This window comes from Micromonospora sp. NBC_00821, assembly GCF_036347035.1.
GTDB lineage: Bacteria > Actinomycetota > Actinomycetes > Mycobacteriales > Micromonosporaceae > Micromonospora > Micromonospora hortensis.
Window position 1 is genome coordinate 6,199,594 of record NZ_CP108880.1, and the last position, 21,366, is coordinate 6,220,959.

A 21,366-nucleotide genomic window follows, 5' to 3' on the forward strand; every position below is an offset into this window, starting at 1 on the left:
TTGACAACTATGACTGCCGATTGCTTCCGACGTATTGCCGTCACTTTTCTTCAACAAACTGGTGGCCGAAAGGGGCCTGCCACACCGAATCGACGGTACGGCAGGCCCTCGGACGTCTGAGCGTCGGATCAGCGTGGCGCTGGGGGACGCCGTGCGATGGCGCTGAGGAAGATGCTGCCGATCTCGCTCGGGTCCTTGGTGACGAAGACGTCGCCACCGGTCACCTTGGTGATCGACTCCAGCTCTGCCTTGCTGACGCCCTCGCCGATACCGATCATGATGACCTGGACCGGCCGCTCCGGGTCGGCGATCTGCTTGAGCTTGGCGAGCAGCTGCTGCTGGTTGAGGCCGTTGTTGTCCTCGTTCTTGCCGTCGGTGAACAGCACTATCGAGTTGACCCGGCCGGGCTGCCAGTTCTCCTGCACCGCCTGGTACGCGGCCAGCATGGTGTCGTAGAGGCCGGTGTCGCCGCTGGAGGGCTTGACGGTGGCGAGCGCGCCCTCCAACTGGGCCCGCTGGCCGGAGAGCGGCCCGATCGGGACCAGCTCCCGGTAATCCCGGTTGCCGACCAGTTGGGTGGAGAAGGTCCACAGGCCGATCGACCAGGAGTCGTCGAAGAGGCCGAGGCCGCGACGGGCCGCGTCGACGGTGACCTCCTCCCGGCTGCGGTTGTTGGCGCTGGGCACCGGGTCCTTCATCGAGCCGGAGACGTCGATGACGGCGAGCATCCGACCGGACTGGGTGGCGATCGACCAGCTGGAGACGACCCGCTGGATGGCGGCCGGGTCGAGGCCACCCGCCGCGGTGCCGCCGTTCGCCGGTGCGGTCGGCGCGCCGCCGGACGGGCTCGGGGCACCCTGCGGCGCCTTGAATCCCTCGCCCCAGTTGCCGTCCGGCGCGCGCAGCGACTGCGCGGCGAGCCGGTCACGGAAGGTCGGGCTGGTGAGCAGCTCGAACAGCACCTTGGCGGCCGACGCCTTGCTCGGCTCGATGCCGGGCAGCACCGCGTACGGGTAGTCCAGCGGCATCGGCGCCGGCTCCATGTAGAGCGCGGCGAGCGGCACCGGCGGCTTCTTGCTGTTGTACGCCATCACGTCTTCTTCGGACAGCGCCGCCGCGCCGAGACCACTGGCGATGGACGTCGTGTCGTTGGCCGTCGGGAAGCGGGCCAACAGGTCGTTGCGGAGCGAGGAGCGCCCGGTGGCCAGTGCGCGGAGCGCGCCGACGGTGTTGCGCTGGGCGTCGCCGCCGGCGCCGTTGGCGGCGGCGGTCAGCGAGAGCAGACCGGACAGGCCCGCCGCGTCGCGGGTCGGCTCGACGATCCCGGTCCGCAGTGGCGCGCCGGTGTTGGTGACCTGCTTGAGCAGGTCGGTCCAGGTGAACTTCTTGTCCGGCCAGCCCAGCCGGGTGGCGATCGGCTCGGGCATCGCGACGACGATCGGGCTGCGCGCGATGGACTGGCCGTTGGTCGGCGCGAACGCCGTCGCGTCCTTCTTCAACCGCAGCAGCCACGTCGAGGAGTCGGGCACCCAGACGTCGGGGCTGACCGCGGTGCCGCTGGCCTGCCCCACGCCGGCCAGCACGGCGCCGTGCTTGGCGGCCACCACGGCCGCCACGTCGACCGGGTCGGACGCGGACACGTCGACGCGGATGCAGGTCGGGCCCACCGCGGCGCCGTCCTTGACCCACTGGGAGGCGGCGGCGTCCACCGCTGGCGCGAGTTCGGAGGCGACCGCCACAGCGAGTCGGATCTCTCCCGAGCAGCTGGGCTGGATCAACTCCTGGTAGCCGAACCACGCGCCCGTCGTCACGACGAGCACCCCCGCCGTTGCGGCGGCGGCGGCTAGATGGAGTTTCGAACGCATGCGATGGCGGCCTGCTGACACGGTGACCATCTTGCGTACTAGGTGCCGTCTCTGCCACATCCGTTCGGACTAAAGTTACGGAGGAGAAACAGTTGACCACCTTTTCGCAACACAGAGTGACGAGGCAGCCTCACGGCGTCGCCAAACCAGTGCCGCCCTCACGTCTCTAAACCATCGTTCAGGGCAGCACGCACGTCGGGCTCGGCACCGGCACCGGCTCGCCAACCGCCTCCAGGACACCGGTGTCCGCGTCGCGCCGGAACACCCGCACCATGTCCGCCCGCTCGTCGGCGACGTAGAGGTGCTCCCCGATGAGGGCGAAGTGCCGGGGCCACTCCCCGCCGGTGTCCACTTCGGCCACCAACTCGGGCAGCTCCCCGGTCAGTGTGAACACCGCCACGGTTCCCACCCCACGGTTGGCGACGTAGAGGAACCGGCCGTCCGGGGCGACAGCGACCTCCGACGGCTGGACGTGACCGGCGCGCTCGCTCGCCTCTACCCGCCCGCGCTGGTGCAACGCGCCGTCGTGGGTCAGCTCGTAGGCGGTGACCGAGGCGTCCAGCTCACCGACGAGGTAGCAGCGCCGCCCGTCGGGGTGCCGGGCCAGGTGCCGGGGGCCGGTGCCGGGCTTCGTACGCATCCGGGGCGCCCGCGGCACCAGCCGTCCGGTCGCCTCGTCCAGGTCGTACCGGTAGACCGAGTCGGTGCCGAGATCCACGCCGAAGATCGGCCCCGGGCCGGACCCGGGCGAGACCATGTGGGCGTGGGCGTGGTCCTGGCGCTCCGGGTCGGGGCCGTGCCCCTCGTGCACCACCAGGTCGGTGCGCTCGCCGGGCGCGCCCTGCTGGTCGAGCGGGAAGACCGCGATGCTGCCGCTGCCGTAGTTGGCAGCCAGCAGGTGACCCCCGCCGGGCAACACCGCCAGGTGGCAGGGCTCGGCGCCGCCGGTCGACCGACTGCCGATCGGGTCCAGAGCGCCGTCCGCCCCGACCCGCCAGGCGCTGATTTCGCCGTCCGTCAGCTCGTTGACCGCGTAGAGCACCGGCTGGGTGGGGTGCCGCACCAGGAAGGAGGGGGACGGGGTGACCGCCACAGTGCCGAGCGGGGTCAGCGCCCCGGTCCTCGGGTCTCGACGAGCGGCGACGATGCCGCTGCCCCGCCCGCCGCTCTGCGCCGTGTAACCCCCGATGTGGACGACCTCACCCTGACCGCTCACGCGCAACTCCTCCGCCGGCATCCTTCGTTGATCCAACCAGAGGCTGCCCGCGTTGCCGGCCCGTTAACCCGCTTTCCGGCCCGGATCTCAGGCCGCCGGCACCGGCTCGCCGCGCTGTCGGGCCACGTGCTCCACCAGAGAGATCAACACCATCTTCCCGGACTGCCGGTCCCGGGCGTCGCAGAGCACCATCGGCACCTCCGGGTCCAGGTCCAGCGCTCGGCGTACGGTCTCCAGGTTGAATCGGCGGGAGTCGTCGAAACAGTTCACGCCCACCACGAACGGGATTCCCCGCTGCTCGAAGTAGTCGATGGAGGGGAAGCAGTCGGCCAACCGTCGGGTGTCGGCGAGCACCACCGCGCCGAGCGCGCCGAAGGCCAGCTCGTCCCAGAGGAACCAGAACCGGTCCTGCCCCGGCGTGCCGAACAGGTAGACCTGAAGGTCGTCGTTGATGGTGATTCGGCCGAAGTCCATCGCCACAGTGGTGGTGGACTTGCCCTCCACGCCGGAGATGTCGTCGGTGCCGATCCCGGCACCGGTCAGCACCTCCTCGGTCTGCAACGGACGGACCTCGCTCAGGGCGCTCACCAACGTCGTCTTGCCAGCCCCGAAGCCTCCCGCGATGAGGATCTTCAGTGCCAGTGGGATCGTGGTGCTGGTGCCCACCTGGTCATAGCGCACGGAGTCCACTGACCACCGCCTTGAGGATGTCGTCGTCGGGAAGGATGCCGGCGGCCGGCGGCTCGTGCACCGCTACCAGGCCCTCGGCGAGGAGATCACCGAGCAGTACCCGGACCACGCCGACCGCGAGGTCCAGCTCGGCCGCCAGTTCGGCCACCGACACCGGCCGGTGGGCCAACATGACCAGCCGTCGATGCTCCGGCAGCAGATGCGAATGGCTCGTCGCGTCGACGTCCGAACCGGCCAACACGAACGCGACCAGGTTGAAATCGTCGACGGCGGAGCGCACTCGGCCTCCGGTGAGCGTGTACGGGCGCATCACCGGGCCGGCTTCACCGTCCAGCCACTCGTGCTGCGGCCCGGGCGGCTCAGTCCGCATCTCCGGCACCCGCTGCCGATCGGGCCGGCGCGGCGAGGCTCTCCCCCACGCGGATCACCAGCATCGCCATCTCGTACGCGACCAGCCCGATGTCCGCGTCGGCGTCGCTCACCACGGCCAGGCAGGCACCCTGCCCGGCGGCGGTGACGAAGAGGTACGCCGCCTCCATCTCCACCACTGTCTGCCGGACCGGGCCGCCGTCCACGTGGCGGCTGGCGCCTCGGGCGAGGCTGGAGAAGCCGGCGGCCAGCGCGCAGAGGTGCTCGGCGTCGGAGCGCTCCAGCTCGGCCGAGCAGCCGAGCAGCAGGCCGTCGGCGGAGAGCACCACCGCCTCGCGGGCGGCCGGTACCCGTTGCACCAGTTCGTCGAGCAACCAGTCCAGGCCGGCGCTCTGCTTCGTCGAATGCCGCACTAGGCGTCCCTCTCAGTCACGGTCGGGGGTTCGGGGGTCGTCGGCGGGTCGGTGGGGGCCGCCTGAGCCGTCGGGCCGGTTGGCGCCGTCGGGGTGGTGGCGGTGGCACGTCCGCGGGCCGTGCCGGCCTGGAGCGCCGCCATCACCTGGCGGACCTCCTCCGGCGAGCGGGGCGACGGCGTGTCGGTGACTGTCGACCGGGGCTGGGCGGCGGGGGTACGACGTCGCACCCGGCGGGGCAGGCCATCCAGCTCGTCCTCCGGCTCGTCGGAGGTCGCCGATCCCTCGTCGCGCCCATTGGCGGGCGGGATGGCCGAGGTCGGCGCTCCGGTGGGTGGGGCGGGCGGGGCCGTGCTGGCGGACGGGGCCGTCGGCGGGCGGGTACGGGGACGGGTGACAGCGCCCCGGCGCGCCGTCCGAGCCAACCGCCGGCTTGGGTCGGCCGAAGCGGTACCGAGCGTGGCGGGGTCGGGGCCGGCCGGCGGCTCGGTGGTGACCAGGTCGCCGGGGACCACCACCACGGCGGTCACGCCACCCTCGCCGGACGGGCGCAACCGCACCCGTACGCCGTGCCGGGCCGCCAGCCGGGCCACCACGAACAGGCCGAGTCGGGCGCTCTGCGCCGGGTCGAACTCGGGCGAGCTGGCCAGTCGGGTGTTGGCGGTCTCCAGTGCCGCGTCGGACATGCCCAACCCCTGATCGGTGATCTCCAGGGCGTACCCGTTGGCAACCTGGGCCCCGGTGACGGTGACCCGCGTGTCCGGCGGGGAGAAGGCGGTGGCGTTCTCGACCAGCTCGGCGAGCAGGTGGATGATGTCGCCGACCGCCCGCCCCAGCACGCCGGCCGGCTGCACGGCCTTGACGTCCACTCGTTCGTACGCCTCGACCTCGGAGATCGCGCCGCGGATCAGGTCGACCATCGCGACCGGGTTCCGCCAACCCCGGCCGGGCGCGGAGCCGGCGAGGATGACCAGATCCTCGGCGTGTCGGCGCAGCCGGGTGGCCAGGTGGTCGACCTGGAACAGTTCGGCCAGCTCGTCCGGGTCCTCGCTACGCCGCTCCATCCGGTCCAGCAGGTGCAACTGACGGTGCACCAGGCTCTGGCTCCGTCGGGCGATGTTGAGGAAGACCTCGTTGAGCCCGCGACGCAGTGTGACCTCGTCGACGGCGGCCTGGACGGCGGTGCGCTGCACCTCGGTGAAGGCGCGCCCGACCTCGCCGATCTCGTCGTGGCCGTACTCCAGCGGCGGCGCCTCCCGGGCGACGTCGACCTGCTCGCCACGGCGCAACCGGGCCACCACGTCGGGCAGTCGGTGCTCGGCCAGCTCCAGCGCGGCGGTGCGGACGCCACTGAGCCGGCGGACCAGGGTGCGGCCGACCCGCAGCGCCACGAGCACCGAGACGACGACAGCGACGAGCCCGAGTACGCCGGCGGCGGCCAGCCGCACCAGGATGCGGACCGCCATCGGCACCGAACGGTCGGCGAGAGCGTCGGCCTCGGACAGTTCGAAGTCCCGCAACTGCTGCTGCACCGCGTCCTGGCTGGCCTGCCAGGCCGCCGCGTCGACAGTCGGCCGGCCGGACCGGTTCGGTACGACCAGCGCGTCCTGCATGCTGCGCAGCCGCGTGAACGCCTCGCTCTCGGTCAACCGTTGGTACGCGACCCGGCTACTCGCGGGCAGGTCTGCCACGGCGCTCTCGGTGAGCCACCGTTGGTTGCCGATGGCCTGTACGAGCTGGGTGTGCTCCCCCTCGGCGAACCGTCCGGCGGTGAGCGCGCCGGCCAGCAGCGCGTCGCTCTGGCCGAGCAGTTCCCGGGAGCGACCGAGCGCGGTGAGCGCCAGGGCCTGCCGGTTGATGTCCGGGTCGGTCAGGGTCGCCATGCCGGCGAACGCCTGGAAGGCCGCCGAGACCATGCCGCTGTACAGGCCGATGGCGCCGGCGCGGTCCACCTTGCGCTGGTCGATGAACTTCCGCCCGTCCGGCAGCGCCGCCAGGGTATTGACCAGCTGGTCGACCCGGGTTTCCAGCAGGTCGTCAGCGGCGTCGCGCAGCGGCTCTCCGTCCACCCGCCGGCGCAGTTCGGCGATCGCCCGATCGGTGCGCCCGCGCTGCTCGGCGAGCGCGGGCAGCTCGGAGTTACCGGCGAGCTGCACCACCGAGAGTCGACGTTCCCGTTGCAGCTCGGTGACGACTGTCTCGCCGGGGCGACCCAGGTCGTACAACAGGGTGCGGGCGGAGAGCAGGTTCAGTGCGGGACCGAAGGTCAGCGTGGTCGCGAAGATCCACAGTGCCAGGAGCGCGGTCACCGGCGCGACGACCAACGCGGTCAGCTTCGAGCGGATCGGCCAGTCGCGGGTTTTCATCAGACCTCGCCCGTACAGGGTGGCAGGAGGGTGCCGGCGCTGCCGAGCACCGCGCCTGCCGGCTGCGAGCCCGGCCGCGTCGCCGGGCACCGGCGCGGGCGCCTTGGGCAGGATACGTAATCGGAGGCTGTTTCACTACCGCCCGTGTCTCCACCGCCCATGCGCCTCATCTGGGATGAATCAGGTTTTGGCCGGTGAGTAGTTGCGCCCCTCGTCAGGAAAGTGCCTCGGATCGGGATTGGCGATCACTGCGCGGAGGGAATAGCAGATGACGAAGGAGGAGCCCATGTCGCCCACGCAGATAGTCGTCATCGTGCTCGTCGTGCTGGTGATCGTCGCGGTGCTGGCCGTGGCCGCCCGCTCGCTCAACAACCGCCGGGCCCTGCGCAACCGGTTCGGACCGGAGTACGACCGGGTGGTGGCGGAACAGGACAGCCGGTCCGCCGCGGAGCGCGAACTGCGCGACCGGGAACGCCGGCATGCCGAGCTCACGCTCACCCCACTCACCCCGGAGTCCCGGGCCCGGTACGCCGCTGCCTGGGAGGAACTCCAGGTCCGCTTCATCGACTCCCCCGGCGAGACCGTGGGCGACGCGGATGAACTGGTCACCCGGCTCATCGAGGAGCAGGGCTACCCGACCGGTGACTTCTCCGACCAGATCGCCCACCTCTCCGTCGAGCACGCCCGCACCCTGACCAACTACCGGGACGCGCACGAGATCCACCTGCGCAACTCCCGGGGCGAGGCCAACACCGAGGAGCTGCGGCAGGCGGTCGTGCACTACCGCGCACTCTTCGCCGACCTGCTGGGCGAGGAGCCGGTCGGCCACCACACTCCCGAACAGCGCCACCACCCGGACCACGACGCCACGAGCCGCTGAGGAGGCCACCGATGCGCCAGGAAGAGCAGCAGGTGAGCAACGACCACCCGGAGGCCGTCCGGTCCGCGCCCGTGCCGGTACCCCCGGCCGGCGACCGGGCCGGCCGCTCCGACGTCCCGGAGGACGCCCTCGACGAGCGGGGCACCTTCGACGACCAGACCACCGCCCACGAGCGGGCCAACGACACCGACCGGGACGCCGCGTACGACCCGGCCGACGACGAGCTGACCGACGACGCCGACCCGCGCCACCGGCGCGACGACCGGTCCACCGACGAGGATGGTTTCCACGAGCCGGGGCCGCTGCCGACCACGTTCGGCGCCACCACGGTGGCCGACGCGGTGGCCGCCTCCGCGCTGGCCAGCCCGCACCCGCAGGATCAGCCGGACCCGAGGGCCGAGCGGACCGCCCAGCCGGGCGACGGCGCCGAGGACGGCGAGCGGGAGGGTCTGCGCGCCGACCCCACCGCCGAGCTGCATCGCCGCGACACTGATGTCGACGACAGCGCGGACGTCGACGACAGCACCGATCTCGACGACCGCACCGACGCGGACAGGTCCGCGCGGACCGTCGTTCCGCCGGGGAGCACTGACGGCGACCCCGAGCGGCGCGTCGATCTGACCGGCGACCGCGATGCCGCCGCGGCGGGTGCGGCCGGCTACGGCAGCGCGACACCGGAGATGGTCGACCCGGACGCGGACGGCGAACCGGTCCCCGGCGACGACACCAGCCCCACGCTGGAGTCCGCCGGAACGTCCCGTTCCGCCGGGTCGACGGTCGCGGCCGAGCCGGCCACGCTCCTCGACACGGACACCGCGCAGGGCTTCCGGGACCGCTGGCGGGACGTGCAGCTGCGTTTCGTCGACGACCCACAGGCGGCTGCCGGTGAGGCGCAGTCACTGGTGGAGGAGGCCATCCAGGCCCTCTCCTCGGCGCTCGCCGCTCAGAAGAGCACCCTGGGCGGGTGGCAGGACGCCGGCTCGGCCGACACCGAGCAACTGCGGATGGCGGTCCGCAACTACCGGGACTTCCTGGACCGCGTACTCGGTCGCTGAGTACACAGCACCACCACTGGCGCCCCGGCCGAAACCGGCCGGGGCGCCCTCGTGCGTGCCGACAGTCGCCAACCCCGCCAGACCACTCGACAGGGCCCGAACACGGCGGTCTCGACCTCCGCGAGTGAAACGGCGCGGACGGGGTAATAGGGCGCGCGCACACCAACCAGCGCGGACGTCGGGACGAGGGGTGACGGGATGGACGGCGACGGTCTCCGGCTCAACATGAACGGCCTGGACTACCTGATCCTGGCGCTGTACTTCGTCACCGTCCTCGGGGTCGGCTTCGCCGCGCGCCGGGCCATCCGGACGAGCGTCGACTTCTTCCTCTCCGGCCGCTCCCTGCCCGCCTGGGTGACCGGTCTCGCCTTCGTCTCGGCGAACCTGGGCGCGTTGGAGATCATCGGAATGGCCGCCAACGGGGCCCAGTACGGCGTGATGACGGTCCACTACTACTGGATCGGCGCGGTCCCGGCGATGGTCTTCCTGGGCATCGTGATGATGCCCTTCTACTACGGCTCCAAGGTCCGCAGCGTGCCGGAGTACCTGCGGCTGCGGTTCAACCGCCCCACCCACCTGCTCAACGCGATCAGCTTCGCCGTCGCCCAGGTGCTGATCGCCGGCGTGAACCTGTACGCGCTGGCCCTCGTCATGCAGGCGCTGCTCGGCTGGCCGCTCTGGACGGCGATCGTGGTCGGCGCGGCGATCGTGCTGGCGTACATCACCATCGGCGGCCTGTCCGGGGCGATCTACAACGAGGTGCTCCAGTTCTTCGTCATCCTGGCCGGCCTCATCCCGGTCACAGTGATCGGCCTGGTCAAGGTCGGCGGGTGGAACGGCCTGATGGACGCGGTCGGCGACACCAAACTCGGCGAGGCGGGCCTGCACGCGTGGCAGGACACCGGCAGCACTGCCAACCCGCTGGGCGCGCACTGGATCGGCATCGTCTTCGGTCTCGGCTTCGTGCTGTCGTTCGGCTACTGGACGACGAACTTCGCCGAGGTGCAGCGGGCCCTCTCGGCCAAGAACATGAGCGCCGCCCGGCGCACGCCGATCATCGCCGCGTACCCGAAGCTGTTCATCCCCCTGGTCACTGTCATCCCCGGCCTGGTGGCCCTGGTCACCGTGAAGGGCCTCGGCGCGGAGAGCGGCGACCTGCAGTACAACAACGCCATCCCGCTGCTGATGCGCGACCTGCTCCCCAACGGCGTGCTCGGGGTGGCGGTCACCGGCCTGCTCGCCTCGTTCATGGCCGGCATGGCGGCCAACGTGAGCGGCTTCAACACCGTCTTCACCTACGACATCTGGCAGGCGTACATCCGCCGTGACCGGTCGGACGAGTACTACCTGCGGGTCGGCCGGTGGGCGACTGTCGCCGCCGTGGTGATCGGGATCGGCACCGCGTTCATCGCGGCCGGGTTCAGCAACATCATGAACTACATCCAGGCGCTCTTCTCCGTCTTCAACGCGCCGCTGTTCGCCACGTTCATCATCGGCATGTTCTGGAAGCGGATGAGCGCGCTGGCCGGCTTCTGGTCGCTGCTGTTGGGCACCCTGGTGTCGCTGAGCCTCTACCTGCTCTACAAGGGCGGGGTCATCCATTTCAACTCCGACCTGGAGGAGAGCTTCTGGGGTGCCGGTCTGGCGTTCGTCACGGCGGTGGTGGTCGCCGCGATCGTCACCCCGCTCACCTCACCCAAGCGGGACGAGGAACTGCGCGGGTTGGTGTACGGCATGGGCGGCGTCGACCTGAAGGGCGACGTGCTCGCGGGGGACGCCGCCTGGTACCGCTCCCCGGTGCTGCTCGGTCTGATCGCGGTCGCGCTGGCCGCCCTCTTCTACATCCCGGTCTTCTAAGGAAAGGGGTCGGCAGATGAGCAACGACGGCCAGCCGGCACAGGACCCGCTGATCGACGAGGCGCAGGCGGAGCAGAGGCGTTCCGCCGCGGCCCGGCTGTTCGACATCCGCCGGGTGATCGGTGGCCTCTTCGTCGCGTACGGGGTCATCGTGACGCTGATCGGCATCTTCGACAGCCGGGCCGAGATCGACAAGGCCGAGGGCGTACGGATCAACCTGTGGGCCGGGCTGGCGATGCTCGCCTTCGGTCTGCTCATGCTGCTCTGGCAGTGGTGGCGCCCAGCCGAAGCGCCGGACCCGAACGAGCAGCAGCCCGACGCCTGAGCATCTGACCGCACGGATTGAGCACGGCCCGGCCCGACCGCCGGGCCGTGCGGCATGAGCGCGGCACGAAGGGGTACGTGGGGGAAATCAGGCACCGTGTCGGACACAGGAGGCAGCACCATGACCGATCGCGATCGCCAACCGCCGCTGGAGGACAGCCCCGAGGTGGCCTCGGCGGTGGACGATGACGCCACCGTGTCGCAACTGCGGACCGGAGGTGGCCCGGACCGGGACACACCGGGCTTCGCCGAACCCCGCAGCCGACCGGCCGATCTCGCACCGGACACCGACGAGCTGATCGGCGACCCGTACGCCGCCGGCACCGGGGCGACCGGGACGGGCACCGGCGCCGGCGGGGACAACATCCGCACCGGGGGCGAGCAGCCCTGGGAGCCGGAGGACCTGGTGATGGCCCGCGGGCAGGACCTGACACCGGAGAACCTGGAGAAGGCCCGCCGTGACCTGGCCGAGCAGGGCCGGGCGGCGATCGAACGCACAGTGCCCTAAGGGGGGTCCCCGGCCCGACCTGTGACGGTCGAGCCGGGGACCCGGGGGGAACCTGCTGCCAACAGTGCCTCACCAACCACTGGCAGCGGGTTGGTGCGTGAGCTACCCGATCAGAGCGCCGGGTAGGCGTTGCGCATGAGCTCCTGGAACTGGGCGGAGAACCACGCACCGGAGATCGGCGCGTCGCCGAGCGCCCCGGACGGGTTGTTGCCGTTGCGGGCGTTACCGCCGTACGTCGGGTCGCACATCCGGTCGAAGCCCTTGCCCTCGTTGTTCGGGATCTCCTTGCTGGAGCCGTCCGACTCACCCGGCGGCTTCACCCAGACGTAGGCGTCGATGCCCGTCGCCGGGGTGGCCCGGGGCCGCTCACCGAGACCGGCACCAGCCTGGTTGCACCAGTTGCCGAGGTGGGCCCGGCGGTCGATGCGGCCGCCGTTGACGTACGTGTCGACGCTTGTCGTCGCGCCCGGACCGGTGGGCCGGGCGGAGCCGCCCCAGCCGTTACGGGACGTGTCGATAAGCATGCCGATGTTGGAGTTGAAGCCGACCGAGACCAGCTGGTTGCGGAACGCCTGGGCGAACGACAGCTCGTCGACGTAGAAGTTCCAGTCGACCCACTTGGACTGCCGCACCGTCTGGCCGTTCACGTTGTCGGTGACCTTGAAGTACGGCTCCTGCAACGCCGAGTAGTTCGCCGTGTTGGTGATGAACCCGTGCACGTTGTTGACAGTGCTGCCGGAGGCGACCGCTGCGGTCTTCAGGATGTTGGAGGTCGGGACGAAGTTGGAGTCCCAGCCGAGCCAGCCGTGGTGGCCTGCGTCGATGTAGTTGTAGACGTTGCCGATCGCGCCCAGCTTGGCCAGGGCGTAGCCGACACCGTTGACGTAGGCGCCGTTGGCCTTGACCGTGTCGCACATGACAGTGCCGCCGGCCTGGTCGGACGTGTTGGTGACCAGGTTCGGCAGCGAGTCGATCTCGATGATGTTGATGATCCGCAGGCTGCTGTACTTCGACTCGCCCTGGATCGCGGCGATCGGGTCGATGTACTGGGCCTTGTACTTCGGCAGCTCGTCCGGGCCCAGCTCGCCGTTGGAGGCGAGCGCGGAGCAGTCCCGGCCGGGCAGGTTGTAGATCACGAACTGGATGTAACCGGCGCCCTGGCGCAGCGCCTCGTCCAGGTGCTGACGAACCCCGAAGGCGCCGTTGGAGCTGCTGTCCGGGGTGCCGTTGATCGCGGCGATCCGGTCCAGCCAGACGGCGGTGGGGTTGTTGGAGACGCGGCTTCCGCCGGCCTCGGCGTCCGCCTTGGCCTTCCACTCCGGGTTCACGTAGCCGCGCACCCCGACGTACGGGTTGTCGACCTTGGTGCCGGGCGGGTTGGTGGGCGGGTCGGTCGGCGGATCCGTCGGCGGGTCGGTCGGCGGGTCGGTGGGCGGGTCGGTCGGCGGAGTGGTGCCGCCGTTGCAGACCACGCCGTTCAGGGTGAACGAGGTCGGCTTCGGGTTGCTGCCGCTCCACGCGCCGTTGAAGCCGATGCTCGTCGACGCGCCGGTGGCCAGGGTGCCGTTGTAGGACAGGCTCCGGGCGGTGACCTGGCTGCCGGACTGGGTGAACGTGGCCGACCAGCCCTGCTGCACCCGCTGGCTGGAGTTGGCGAAGGTCCAGCCCAGCGTCCAGCCGTTCAGCGCGTCGCCGACGTTCTTGATGGTGACGCTCGCGGTGAAACCGCCGGGCCAGTCATTGCTCGTGTACGCGATGTCGCACTGCGTCGCGGCCTGCGCCGCGGTAACCGGAATCGTTACGAGCCCACCGGCGACCAGGGCACCCGCGCCGGCGAGCGCGAGGGCCCGGCGTGGGCCGGTTAGCCTTCTCCACACATTCATGCCACTGATCTCCTTGGGCGAGACCGGGCCCAGGTACGGCCCGGCGGGACGGCCCGATGGGCGTCCTGCACGGACGGCCGTCGGCACCACGGGATTCTTTGGGGGGCGCCCGACCCGGACGGGCGATGGTGGTGGTGGTGCCCGGCCAATGCGTCGGCCGGTCGATCGGCGGCGGGGTGCGTCGCCCGGTGAAACCGGGTGCCCTCGACTCCCCTGCCTGCACGGTATGGCTCTCTGAACCGCGTCCGCCGATTCTTGCATGGGAGCGCTTCCATGGCAATGGCTCGATGTGTTGCCGGAGCCGTTTCGGACGATACCTCCGAGTGCGCCCGACCGGCACGCGCCGCTCGGACCCGCCGCTACCGGTTGACCGGGCAGGCCCGGCACGGGAAGCGCGGAACGCCATGGCACACCCACAGGGCTCCGAGCCGCCTGACACGACGCTCAGCGCAACGAAAGCCGCGTACCACCCCTTCACCTCTTACTTGGATCAAAGGTAAAACGCGAATCTTTCACTTCATAAGTCATGAAACGGTCTAACGTCGGTCTTAGCTCGGTTGTCGCCGAGCTCAGGACAACAGGGATGGAGTGACGCAGGTCATGGCTAAGAAGATGCTCGGGAAGGTCGTTGCGGGCGCCGCGCTCGGCGGCGCGTCGCTCCTGGTGTTCGCACCGGGGATCGCGTTCGCCGACGGCCACGACGACGGCAAGGTCTACGCCAAGCCGCACGTCGTCAAGGCTGGCGACGAGGTCAAGCTCCTCGAGATCTGCCCGGATCGGCAGGAGCACGCGTACGTGTGGTCCAAGGTCACCGGCAAGGTCAAGCTCAAGCCGGCGCATGAAGACCGGGGTGAGGACCGCGAGTGGCGCGAGGAGGAGAACTCCTCCGACCACGACAAGGGCAAGGACGAGCACGGCAAGGACGAGAACGGCAAGGACCACGAAGGCAAGGACGAGAACGGCAAGGACGACAAGGGCAAGGACCACGAAGGCAAGGACGAGAACGGCAAGGACGAGCACGGCAAGGACGACAAGGGCAAGGACGAGCACAAGGACGAGAACGGCAAGGGCGGCCAGGGTGGCGGCGCTGCCGCCGACGCCTACGGCGACGAGGGCAGCAAGGACTGGAAGGGCGAGGAGCACGGCCAGGACGCCGAAGAGGGCCGTGACAAGAAGGACTGGGACTCCAAGGACGAAGACAAGAAGGACTGGGAGTCCAAGGACGAGCACGGCTCGGACTACGGCTCGGACAAGGGCTGGGAGTCCAAGGACGAGCACGGCTCCGAGTACGGCTCGGACAAGGGCTGGGAGTCCAAGGACGAGCACGGCTCCGAGTACGGCTCGGACAACGGCTCCGACAAGGGCTGGGACTCCAAGGACGAGCACGGCTCCGAGTACGGCTCGGACAACGGCTCCGACAAGGGCTGGGAGAACAAGGACGAGCACGGGTCGGACGAGCGTGGCGGTTACGGCAAGGACGAGCACGGCTCGGACGAGCGTGGCGGTTACGGCAAGGACGAGCACGGCTCGGACGAGCGTGGCGGTTACGGCAAGGACGAGCACGGCTCGGACGAGCGTGGCGGTTACGGCAAGGACGAGCACGGCTCGGACGAGCGTGGCGGTTACGGCAAGGACGAGCACGGCTCGGACGAGCGTGGCGGTTACGGCAAGGACGAGCACGGCTCGGACGAGCGTGGCGGTTACGGCAAGGACGAGCGCGGCTCGGACGAGCGTGGCGGTTACGGCAAGGACGAGCGCGGCTCGGACGAGCGTGACTGGGACGAGGAGCGCGAGTTCGTCTACTACGGCGAAGCCAAGGTCGACAAGGACGCCAAGCCGGGTCGCTACGAGCTCAAGGGCTCCTGCGGCGAGGGCGAGCTCGTCGTGCTGCCGCACGGCGGTGTCGACGGTGGTGACGGTGGCGTCAGCACCGGTACCGACCGGGGTCTGGCCACCGGCGGGGCTGGCCTGCTCGGCGCTGCCGCGCTGGGCGGGATCGTGCTGATGCGTCGTCGGCGGACCGATGGTTCGCTCGTCTGACGTGACGGCGACACCGGCCGGCGGCCGTCACGGGAAACCGTGGCGTGCCGCCGGCACGGCCGTCGTCGTCACCCTGGCCATGATCGGCGCCGGCATGATCGGCGCCTCCCTGAAGACCACGCCCACTCCCCGGCCGCCGCAGCCGCTGGCCCAGGCCGGCCCCGAGGCGACGGCGCCGGCGAGCACCGCCGACGATGCCCCGCCGGTCGACGGGCAGCCGGTCGGTCAGGCCGCGGCCGGGTTGGCCCGTTCGGCACCGACCAGCATCGAGATCCCCCGGATCGGCGTCGACGCGACGATCATGTCGTTGGGCACCAACCCGGACGGCACCGTCCAGGTCCCTCCGCTTGATAAGGCAGACCAGGCCGGGTGGTACGAGCCCGGTGCGAGCCCGGGCGAGACAGGTAACGCGGTCATCGTCGGGCACGTGGACTCGGCGGTCCTCGGCCCGGCCGTCTTCTTCGACCTCGGCGCTCTCCTCCCCGGCGACACCGTCACCGTGCGCCGCGCCGACGGAGTGCCGGCCACCTTCACTGTCGACTCGGTGAAGTCGTACCCGAAGACGGCCTTCCCCACCGAGTTGGTCTACGGGCCGAGTGACCGGCCCAGCCTGCGGGTGGTCACCTGCGGCGGTCAGTTCGACCAGGCCGCGAAGAGCTACCCGGACAACATCGTCGTCTTCGCCACCCTGGCGGCCTGACCGGCGACGGAACGAAACGCGGTCCGGCCGGTCGGGTCACCCCGACCGGCCGGACCGCGTCCGTCGTACCTGACTCAGGCGGCCGCGGACGTCCGCACCAGGGTGCGGATCTGACGCAGCAGCACCGACAGGGCGGCGAGATCCGCCCGCGACTCGTCGAACTCACCCATCGCCCGACGGGCCCGGTGGATGGAGGTGGCGTTCGACTGCTCCCACTGCTGCACCCGCTCGTGCGGTGGCAGGTCGCCCGGGGTGGAGTCGAGTACCTCCGCGGTGAGCGCGGCCAGCGCTGCGTACAGGTCGTACCGCAGCGCCATCCGGGCCAACGTCTGCCAGCGGTCCTCCCGCGGCAGCAGGGAGATCTTCGACAGCAGCGAGTCCACCCGGAACAGGTCCGACAGCACGAAGTAGACCGAGGCCACCTCGCTGACGTCCCGCCCACTGGCGTTCGCGGTCTCCACCACGTCCATCAGACCGAAGCTGTACATCAGCCGGGTTGCCCGCTCCGCCAGCTCGCGGGGCAGCCCACGCTCGGTCATCGAATCCATGTGCGCGGCGATGCCCTGACGCTCGTTGCCGTAGAACAGCTCCTCCAGCCCCGGCAGCAACCGGGTGACCCCGTCGCGCAGCCGGGCGATCTCGGCCGGCACGTCGATCGGCGAACGCCGGTTGGAGACCAGCCACCGCACGGCCCGGTCGAGCAGCCGACGAGTGTCCAGGTAGACGCTGGTCTGCAGCTCGGGCGCCACCTTGTTGTCCAGCGCCTCGACCGCGTCCCACAGGTCGCGCAGGCCGAACACCTCGCTGACCACCACGTACGCCCGGATCACGTCGGCCGCGCTGGCCGCCGTCTCCTCGACCACCCGGAAGATGAACGAGATGCCACCCCGGTTGATCGCCTCGTTGACCAGCACTGTGGTGACGATGTCCCGGCGCAGCCGGTGCCGGCCCATCCGGTCGGCGAACCGCTCGCGCATCGGCGTCGGGAAGTAGTTCACCAGGACGTCGGTCGTCCACTCCTCGTCGGCCAACCCCTCGGTGAGGATCTCCCGCTCCAGGACGATCTTCACGTACGCGAGCAGCACGGCGAACTCCGGCGCGGTCAGCCCGGACTCGCTGCGAACCGCCAGTTCCTCGTCCGGCGGCAGCGCCTCCAACGCGCGGTCCAACCCGCCCGAACGCTCCAGCTCGTTGATCATCCGGCGGTGCACCGGGAGCAGCGAGGCGGCCTGGGCCTGGGCGTTGTTGATCGCCCGAGCCTGGTCGTAGTTGTCCCGCAGCACCAGCTCCGCGACCTCGTTGGTCATCCCGGCCAGCAGCTCGTCCCGCTCGGCCATTGTCAGCTCACCGTCGGCCACCGCCGTGTTGAGCAGGATCTTGATGTTCACCTCGTGGTCGGAGGTGTCCACACCGGCCGCGTTGTCAATGAAGTCCGTGTAGATCCGGCCACCGGTCAACGCGTACTCGATCCGGCCGAGCTGGGTCCAGCCCAGGTTGCCGCCCTCACCCGCCACCCGGCAGCGCAGGCTGCGCCCGTCCACCCGGATCGCGTCGTTGGACTTGTCGCCCACCTCGGCGTTGGTCTGGGTGGAGGCCTTGACGTAGGTGCCGATGCCGCCGTTCCAGAACAGGTCCACCGGGGCGGTGACGATCGCCTTCATCAGGTCCTGCGGCGACAACTGCGTGACGTCGTCGTCCAGGCCGATCGCCGCCCGGACCTGCGGCGTGATCGGGATGGACTTCGCGGTACGCGGGAAGATGCCGCCACCTGCCGAAATCAGCTCCGGGTTGTAGTCCTCCCAGGAGGAACGGGGCAGGTCGAACAGCCGTCGACGCTCCGTGTACGAGGTGGCGGCGTCCGGCTCCGGGTCGAGGAAGATGTGCCGGTGGTCGAAGGCGGCCACCAGCCGAATGTGCTCGGAGAGCAGCATTCCGTTGCCGAACACGTCGCCGGACATGTCCCCGACGCCGACCACTGTGAAGTCCTGGGTCTGGGTGTCCAGGCCCAGCTCACGGAAGTGCCGCTTGACCGACTCCCAGGCGCCCCGGGCGGTGATGCCCATCTTCTTGTGGTCGTAGCCGGCGGATCCGCCGGACGCGAACGCGTCGCCCATCCAGAAGGTGTGGGCCTTGGAGATCTCGTTGGCGATGTCGGAGAACGTCGCGGTGCCCTTGTCGGCCGCCACCACCAGGTACGGGTCGTCGCCGTCGTGCCGGACCACGTCCTCGGGCGGCACGATCTGCCCGCTGACGATGTTGTCGGTGACGTCCAGCATCGCGCCGACGAACTCCTGGTAGCAGGCCACCGCCTCGTCCCGGTCACCCGGCTTCTGCTTCAACACGAAGCCGCCCTTGGCACCGACCGGCACGATCACGGTGTTCTTCACCATCTGCGCCTTGACCAGGCCCAGCACCTCGGTACGGAAGTCCTCCCGGCGGTCGGACCAGCGCAACCCGCCCCGGGCCACCGGCCCGAACCGCAGGTGCACACCCTCGAAGCGCGGCGAGTAGACGAAGATCTCGAACTTCGGTCGCGGCGCGGGCAGGTCCGGAATGGCCTGCGGGTCGAGCTTGAACGCCACGTACGCCTTCGGCCGCCCGTCGGCGCGCTTCTGGTAGAAGCTGGTCCGCAGGGTCGCCTCGATCAGCGTCAGGTACGAGCGCAGGATCCGGTCCTGGTCGAGGCTCGCCACGTCGTCCAGCGCGCCCCGGATCGTCTCCACCAGCTCACCGCTGCGCTGCTGCCGCTGCTCGGTGCTCGACTCGCCCGGCGCGAACCGGGTCTCGAAGAGCTCCACCAGCAACGCGGCGAGCTTCGGGTACGCGATGAAGGTCTGTTCCATGTAGTCCTGCGAGAAGACAGTGCCGGCCTGCCGCAGGTACTTCGCGTACGCCCGAAGCACCACCACCTGCCGCCAGGTCAGCCCGCCGCGCAGCACCAGCTCGTTGAACCGGTCCACCTCGGCCTCGCCGCGCCAGGCGGCCGCGAAGGCGTTCTCCACGTGCGGACGCACCTCGGCCAGCTCGTGATGCCCCTCGGGCAGCATGAGGCCGAAGTCGTACAGGTAGACCCGACCGTCGATGCGGTCCACCTCGTACGGGTGCTCGTCGACCACCCGTACGCCGAGCGAGTGCAGCACCGGCAGCACTGCGGAGAGCATCATCGGCTCGCCGTACCGGTAGACCTTGAACCGGACGTCCATCGCCTCGGCCAGGTCGGCTCCCGGCACCCGGGTGCCCGGCCGGGGCGCCAACTGCTTGCGGAACAGGTGCATCTCCAGCTGGCCGGGCTCCTCCAGCAGCTCCAGCTTCGCCAGGTCCTTCATCGCCTCGTACGGCGTGTGCCCGTCCTTGTAGCCCTCCGGGAACGCGTCGGCGTACCGGGTGAACAGGTGCTTGGCCTGCTCGTCGCCGAGCTTGCGCTCCAGCACCAACCGGTAGTCGTCGTCCCAGAGCCGGGTCGCGTCGGCCAACTCCTCGGCGAGCAGGTCGGCGTCGATGTCGCCGGGTGGCCGCGTCGGGTCGGTACGAACGATGAAGTGCACCCGAGCCAGCATCGACTCGGTGACCCGGGTGGTGTAGTCCACCCCGACACCGTTCAGCTCACGCAGCAGGATGTCCTGCATGCGCAGCCGGTTCTGAGTGGTGAACCGGTCCCGGGGCAGGTAGATCAGGCAGGAGATGAACCGCCCGTACGCGTCCCGGCGCAGGAACACCCGGAGCTGCCGCCGGCCGGCCATCCGCAGCACGCCGACCACCGCGTGGTACAGGTCGTCGGTCTTGATCTGGAACAGCTCGTCGCGCGGGTAGGTCTCCAGGATCTGGATCAGATCCTTGCCCGAGTGGCTGCGCTGGCTCAGGCCGGAGCGGTCCAGCACCTCGGCCACCTTGCGGCGTACCACCGGCAGCTCGCGGACGCTGGTCCGGTAGGCGGCCGTCGAGAACAGGCCCAGGAAGCGCCGCTCACCGATCACGTCACCGGCGGAGTTAAAGATCTTGAAGCCGATGTAGTCCAGGTACGCCGAGCGGTGCACCGTCGCCCGGGAGTTGGCCTTGGTGATGATCAAAAGGCGCTTCTCCAGCACCTTCTCGTGCGCCTCGGGCGTCATCGAGGACAGCGACCGCGCATCCGGCGAATCGGAGCGCAGGATGCCCAGACCGGTGCCGAGCACCGCCTCCAACGCCTTGCCGTCGACCGGGTCGGCGGCGTCGCCGCCGTCGGCGTCCACCAACCGGTACTCGCGGTAACCGAGGAAGGTGAAGTGGTCCTGGGCGAGCCACCGCAGCAGCTCCACCGAGTCGGTGATGTCCTTTTCCGGCACCGGTGGGCGGTTGTCGGAGGTACGGGCGGACGCCAGCTCGTCGGCGAGCGCGAGGGCACGCTGACGCATCTTCGGCCAGTCCTCCACCGCCTCCCGCACGTCGGTGAGCACCCGCTGCAACTCTCGACGCAACCGGTCCCGTTCGGCAGCGTCCCGGACCGGGTCGATCTCGATCCGCATCCAGCTCTCGATGATGTCGCCGGCGATCGCGTCATCCGGTTCCACATCCGCGGAGACCTCGGTGAGCCGGCCCAGCGGCTCCCGCCGCACCACCACCAGCGGGTGCACCAGCAGATGCACGTCGAGGTGGTACGAGTTGAGCAGCGCCGTCACCGAGTCGACCAGGAACGGCATGTCGTCGGTGACGATCTCGACGACCGTGTGGTGCTGGTCGGCGTGCGGTTCGTGGATCCGCAGCTTCAACTCGCCCGGCACCCGCTGTTGGGCGAGATCCCGGTGCGCCCGGGCCGCGTCGAGCATCTCTTCCGCCGTGAAGCCGACCAGCTCCTCGTCCGGGGCGAACCTCCAGAAACGGCCGACAAGTGTCGCCGCGTCGTGGTCGTCCCCGGCGAGCGCGACGGCCTGGGCCACCAGGCGCTCCGCGTTGGGGACTGGTTCGTCGAGCTCGGCGTCCTCCACGTCGTCGGCCAGCGCCTCGGCTGGCAGACCCAGATCGTAGATGGTGTCGATGCTCGACCCGGTCAGCCCGGTGACTCCCGTGTCGAGTCGGCCGTAGCCGTCCCCGTCGGTCGCCGAATCGAAGCTGTCATCGTCCCGGCCGGAGTCATCCTGCCGGAGGTCGGGTTCCGGTTTGATCGCCGGACGCCGGTCCATCGGTGCCACTCCCCTCGACCCACCGCGTTGTGGGTCACTCTGCC

15 protein-coding genes are annotated in these 21,366 nt (G+C 70.2%); 7 read left to right on the forward strand and 8 right to left on the reverse strand.

The genetic code is table 11. The features are described from left to right. Window positions 1–128: 128 nt before the first annotated feature. From OHB44_RS28450 to OHB44_RS28475, 6 genes are all read right to left on the reverse strand, one after another. Window positions 129–1,886 carry a substrate-binding domain-containing protein gene (locus OHB44_RS28450; protein WP_238684489.1) on the reverse strand — a complete coding sequence of 586 codons (1,758 nt, stop codon included), beginning with the start codon at window positions 1,884–1,886 and terminating at the stop codon, window positions 129–131. A gap of 157 nt (window positions 1,887–2,043) precedes the next feature. Beyond that, window positions 2,044–3,081: a lactonase family protein gene (locus OHB44_RS28455; RefSeq protein ID WP_266304573.1), complete on the reverse strand. Its 1,038-nt coding sequence runs from the start codon at window positions 3,079–3,081 to the stop codon at window positions 2,044–2,046. A gap of 87 nt (window positions 3,082–3,168) precedes the next feature. Then, complete coding sequence (locus OHB44_RS28460; protein WP_238684487.1) at window positions 3,169–3,771, reverse strand: GTP-binding protein; 603 nt, start codon at window positions 3,769–3,771, stop codon at window positions 3,169–3,171. Next, window positions 3,752–4,141: a DUF742 domain-containing protein gene (locus tag OHB44_RS28465; protein WP_330438859.1), complete on the reverse strand. Its 390-nt coding sequence runs from the start codon at window positions 4,139–4,141 to the stop codon at window positions 3,752–3,754. Before OHB44_RS28465 ends, OHB44_RS28460 begins: the two co-directional genes overlap by 20 nt. Next, a complete protein-coding gene (locus tag OHB44_RS28470; protein ID WP_112584065.1) occupies window positions 4,131–4,553 on the reverse strand; it encodes a roadblock/LC7 domain-containing protein in 423 nt (140 codons plus the stop codon). Before OHB44_RS28470 ends, OHB44_RS28465 begins: the two co-directional genes overlap by 11 nt. Further along, window positions 4,553–6,919 carry a sensor histidine kinase gene (locus OHB44_RS28475; RefSeq protein ID WP_266304572.1) on the reverse strand — a complete coding sequence of 789 codons (2,367 nt, stop codon included), beginning with the start codon at window positions 6,917–6,919 and terminating at the stop codon, window positions 4,553–4,555. Before OHB44_RS28475 ends, OHB44_RS28470 begins: the two co-directional genes overlap by 1 nt. A 286-nt stretch (window positions 6,920–7,205) precedes the next feature. Between OHB44_RS28475 and OHB44_RS28480 the strand changes: the two genes are divergently transcribed. The 5 genes from OHB44_RS28480 (at window position 7,206) to OHB44_RS28500 (ending at window position 11,543) form a co-directional block, all read left to right on the forward strand. Then, entirely contained in the window at window positions 7,206–7,799 is a 594-nt protein-coding gene (locus OHB44_RS28480; RefSeq protein ID WP_238670584.1) for a hypothetical protein, read from the forward strand. An 11-nt stretch (window positions 7,800–7,810) separates the two neighbouring features. After that, window positions 7,811–8,854: a hypothetical protein gene (locus OHB44_RS28485; RefSeq protein ID WP_330438860.1), complete on the forward strand. Its 1,044-nt coding sequence runs from the start codon at window positions 7,811–7,813 to the stop codon at window positions 8,852–8,854. Between the two features lie 198 nt (window positions 8,855–9,052). Further along, entirely contained in the window at window positions 9,053–10,711 is a 1,659-nt protein-coding gene (locus OHB44_RS28490) for a sodium:solute symporter family protein (RefSeq protein ID WP_238684483.1), read from the forward strand. Window positions 10,712–10,727: 16 nt separating this feature from the next. Next, window positions 10,728–11,036, forward strand: a complete 309-nt coding sequence (locus tag OHB44_RS28495) for a hypothetical protein (protein ID WP_238684482.1) — start codon at window positions 10,728–10,730, stop codon at window positions 11,034–11,036. 120 nt (window positions 11,037–11,156) lie between these two features. Beyond that, a complete protein-coding gene (locus tag OHB44_RS28500; RefSeq protein ID WP_330438861.1) occupies window positions 11,157–11,543 on the forward strand; it encodes a hypothetical protein in 387 nt (128 codons plus the stop codon). A gap of 110 nt (window positions 11,544–11,653) precedes the next feature. On the opposite strand, the gene OHB44_RS28505 is transcribed toward OHB44_RS28500, so the two are convergent. After that, window positions 11,654–13,426 (reverse strand): glycoside hydrolase family 6 protein, encoded by a 1,773-nt coding sequence (locus OHB44_RS28505; RefSeq protein ID WP_330438862.1) that lies wholly within the window; start codon window positions 13,424–13,426, stop codon window positions 11,654–11,656. 600 nt (window positions 13,427–14,026) lie between these two features. Here OHB44_RS28505 and OHB44_RS28510 point away from each other — a divergent pair. Beyond that, window positions 14,027–15,466, forward strand: a complete 1,440-nt coding sequence (locus OHB44_RS28510; protein ID WP_330438863.1) for a hypothetical protein — start codon at window positions 14,027–14,029, stop codon at window positions 15,464–15,466. Between the two features lies 1 nt (window position 15,467). Beyond that, window positions 15,468–16,166, forward strand: coding sequence for a class F sortase (locus OHB44_RS28515; protein ID WP_266305280.1), 699 nt, complete (start codon window positions 15,468–15,470; stop codon window positions 16,164–16,166). 74 nt (window positions 16,167–16,240) lie between these two features. Here OHB44_RS28515 and OHB44_RS28520 read toward each other — a convergent pair whose 3' ends face one another. After that, window positions 16,241–21,322, reverse strand: coding sequence for an NAD-glutamate dehydrogenase (locus tag OHB44_RS28520; RefSeq protein ID WP_266304568.1), 5,082 nt, complete (start codon window positions 21,320–21,322; stop codon window positions 16,241–16,243). Between the last annotated feature and the right edge of the window lie 44 nt (window positions 21,323–21,366).

Excerpts from the sequence above, each read along its gene's own strand:
- OHB44_RS28465 (WP_330438859.1), bottom strand. The coding sequence starts at position 4,141 with ATGCGGACTGAGCCGCCCGGGCCGCAGCACGAGTGGCTGGACGGTGAA.
- OHB44_RS28475 (WP_266304572.1), bottom strand. The coding sequence starts at position 6,919 with ATGAAAACCCGCGACTGGCCGATCCGCTCGAAGCTGACCGCGTTGGTC.
- OHB44_RS28480 (WP_238670584.1), top strand. The coding sequence starts at position 7,206 with ATGTCGCCCACGCAGATAGTCGTCATCGTGCTCGTCGTGCTGGTGATC.
- OHB44_RS28485 (WP_330438860.1), top strand. The coding sequence starts at position 7,811 with ATGCGCCAGGAAGAGCAGCAGGTGAGCAACGACCACCCGGAGGCCGTC.
- OHB44_RS28490 (WP_238684483.1), top strand. The coding sequence starts at position 9,053 with ATGGACGGCGACGGTCTCCGGCTCAACATGAACGGCCTGGACTACCTG.
- OHB44_RS28495 (WP_238684482.1), top strand. The coding sequence starts at position 10,728 with ATGAGCAACGACGGCCAGCCGGCACAGGACCCGCTGATCGACGAGGCG.
- OHB44_RS28500 (WP_330438861.1), top strand. The coding sequence starts at position 11,157 with ATGACCGATCGCGATCGCCAACCGCCGCTGGAGGACAGCCCCGAGGTG.
- OHB44_RS28505 (WP_330438862.1), bottom strand. The coding sequence starts at position 13,426 with ATGAATGTGTGGAGAAGGCTAACCGGCCCACGCCGGGCCCTCGCGCTC.
- OHB44_RS28510 (WP_330438863.1), top strand. The coding sequence starts at position 14,027 with ATGGCTAAGAAGATGCTCGGGAAGGTCGTTGCGGGCGCCGCGCTCGGC.
- OHB44_RS28520 (WP_266304568.1), bottom strand. The coding sequence starts at position 21,322 with ATGGACCGGCGTCCGGCGATCAAACCGGAACCCGACCTCCGGCAGGAT.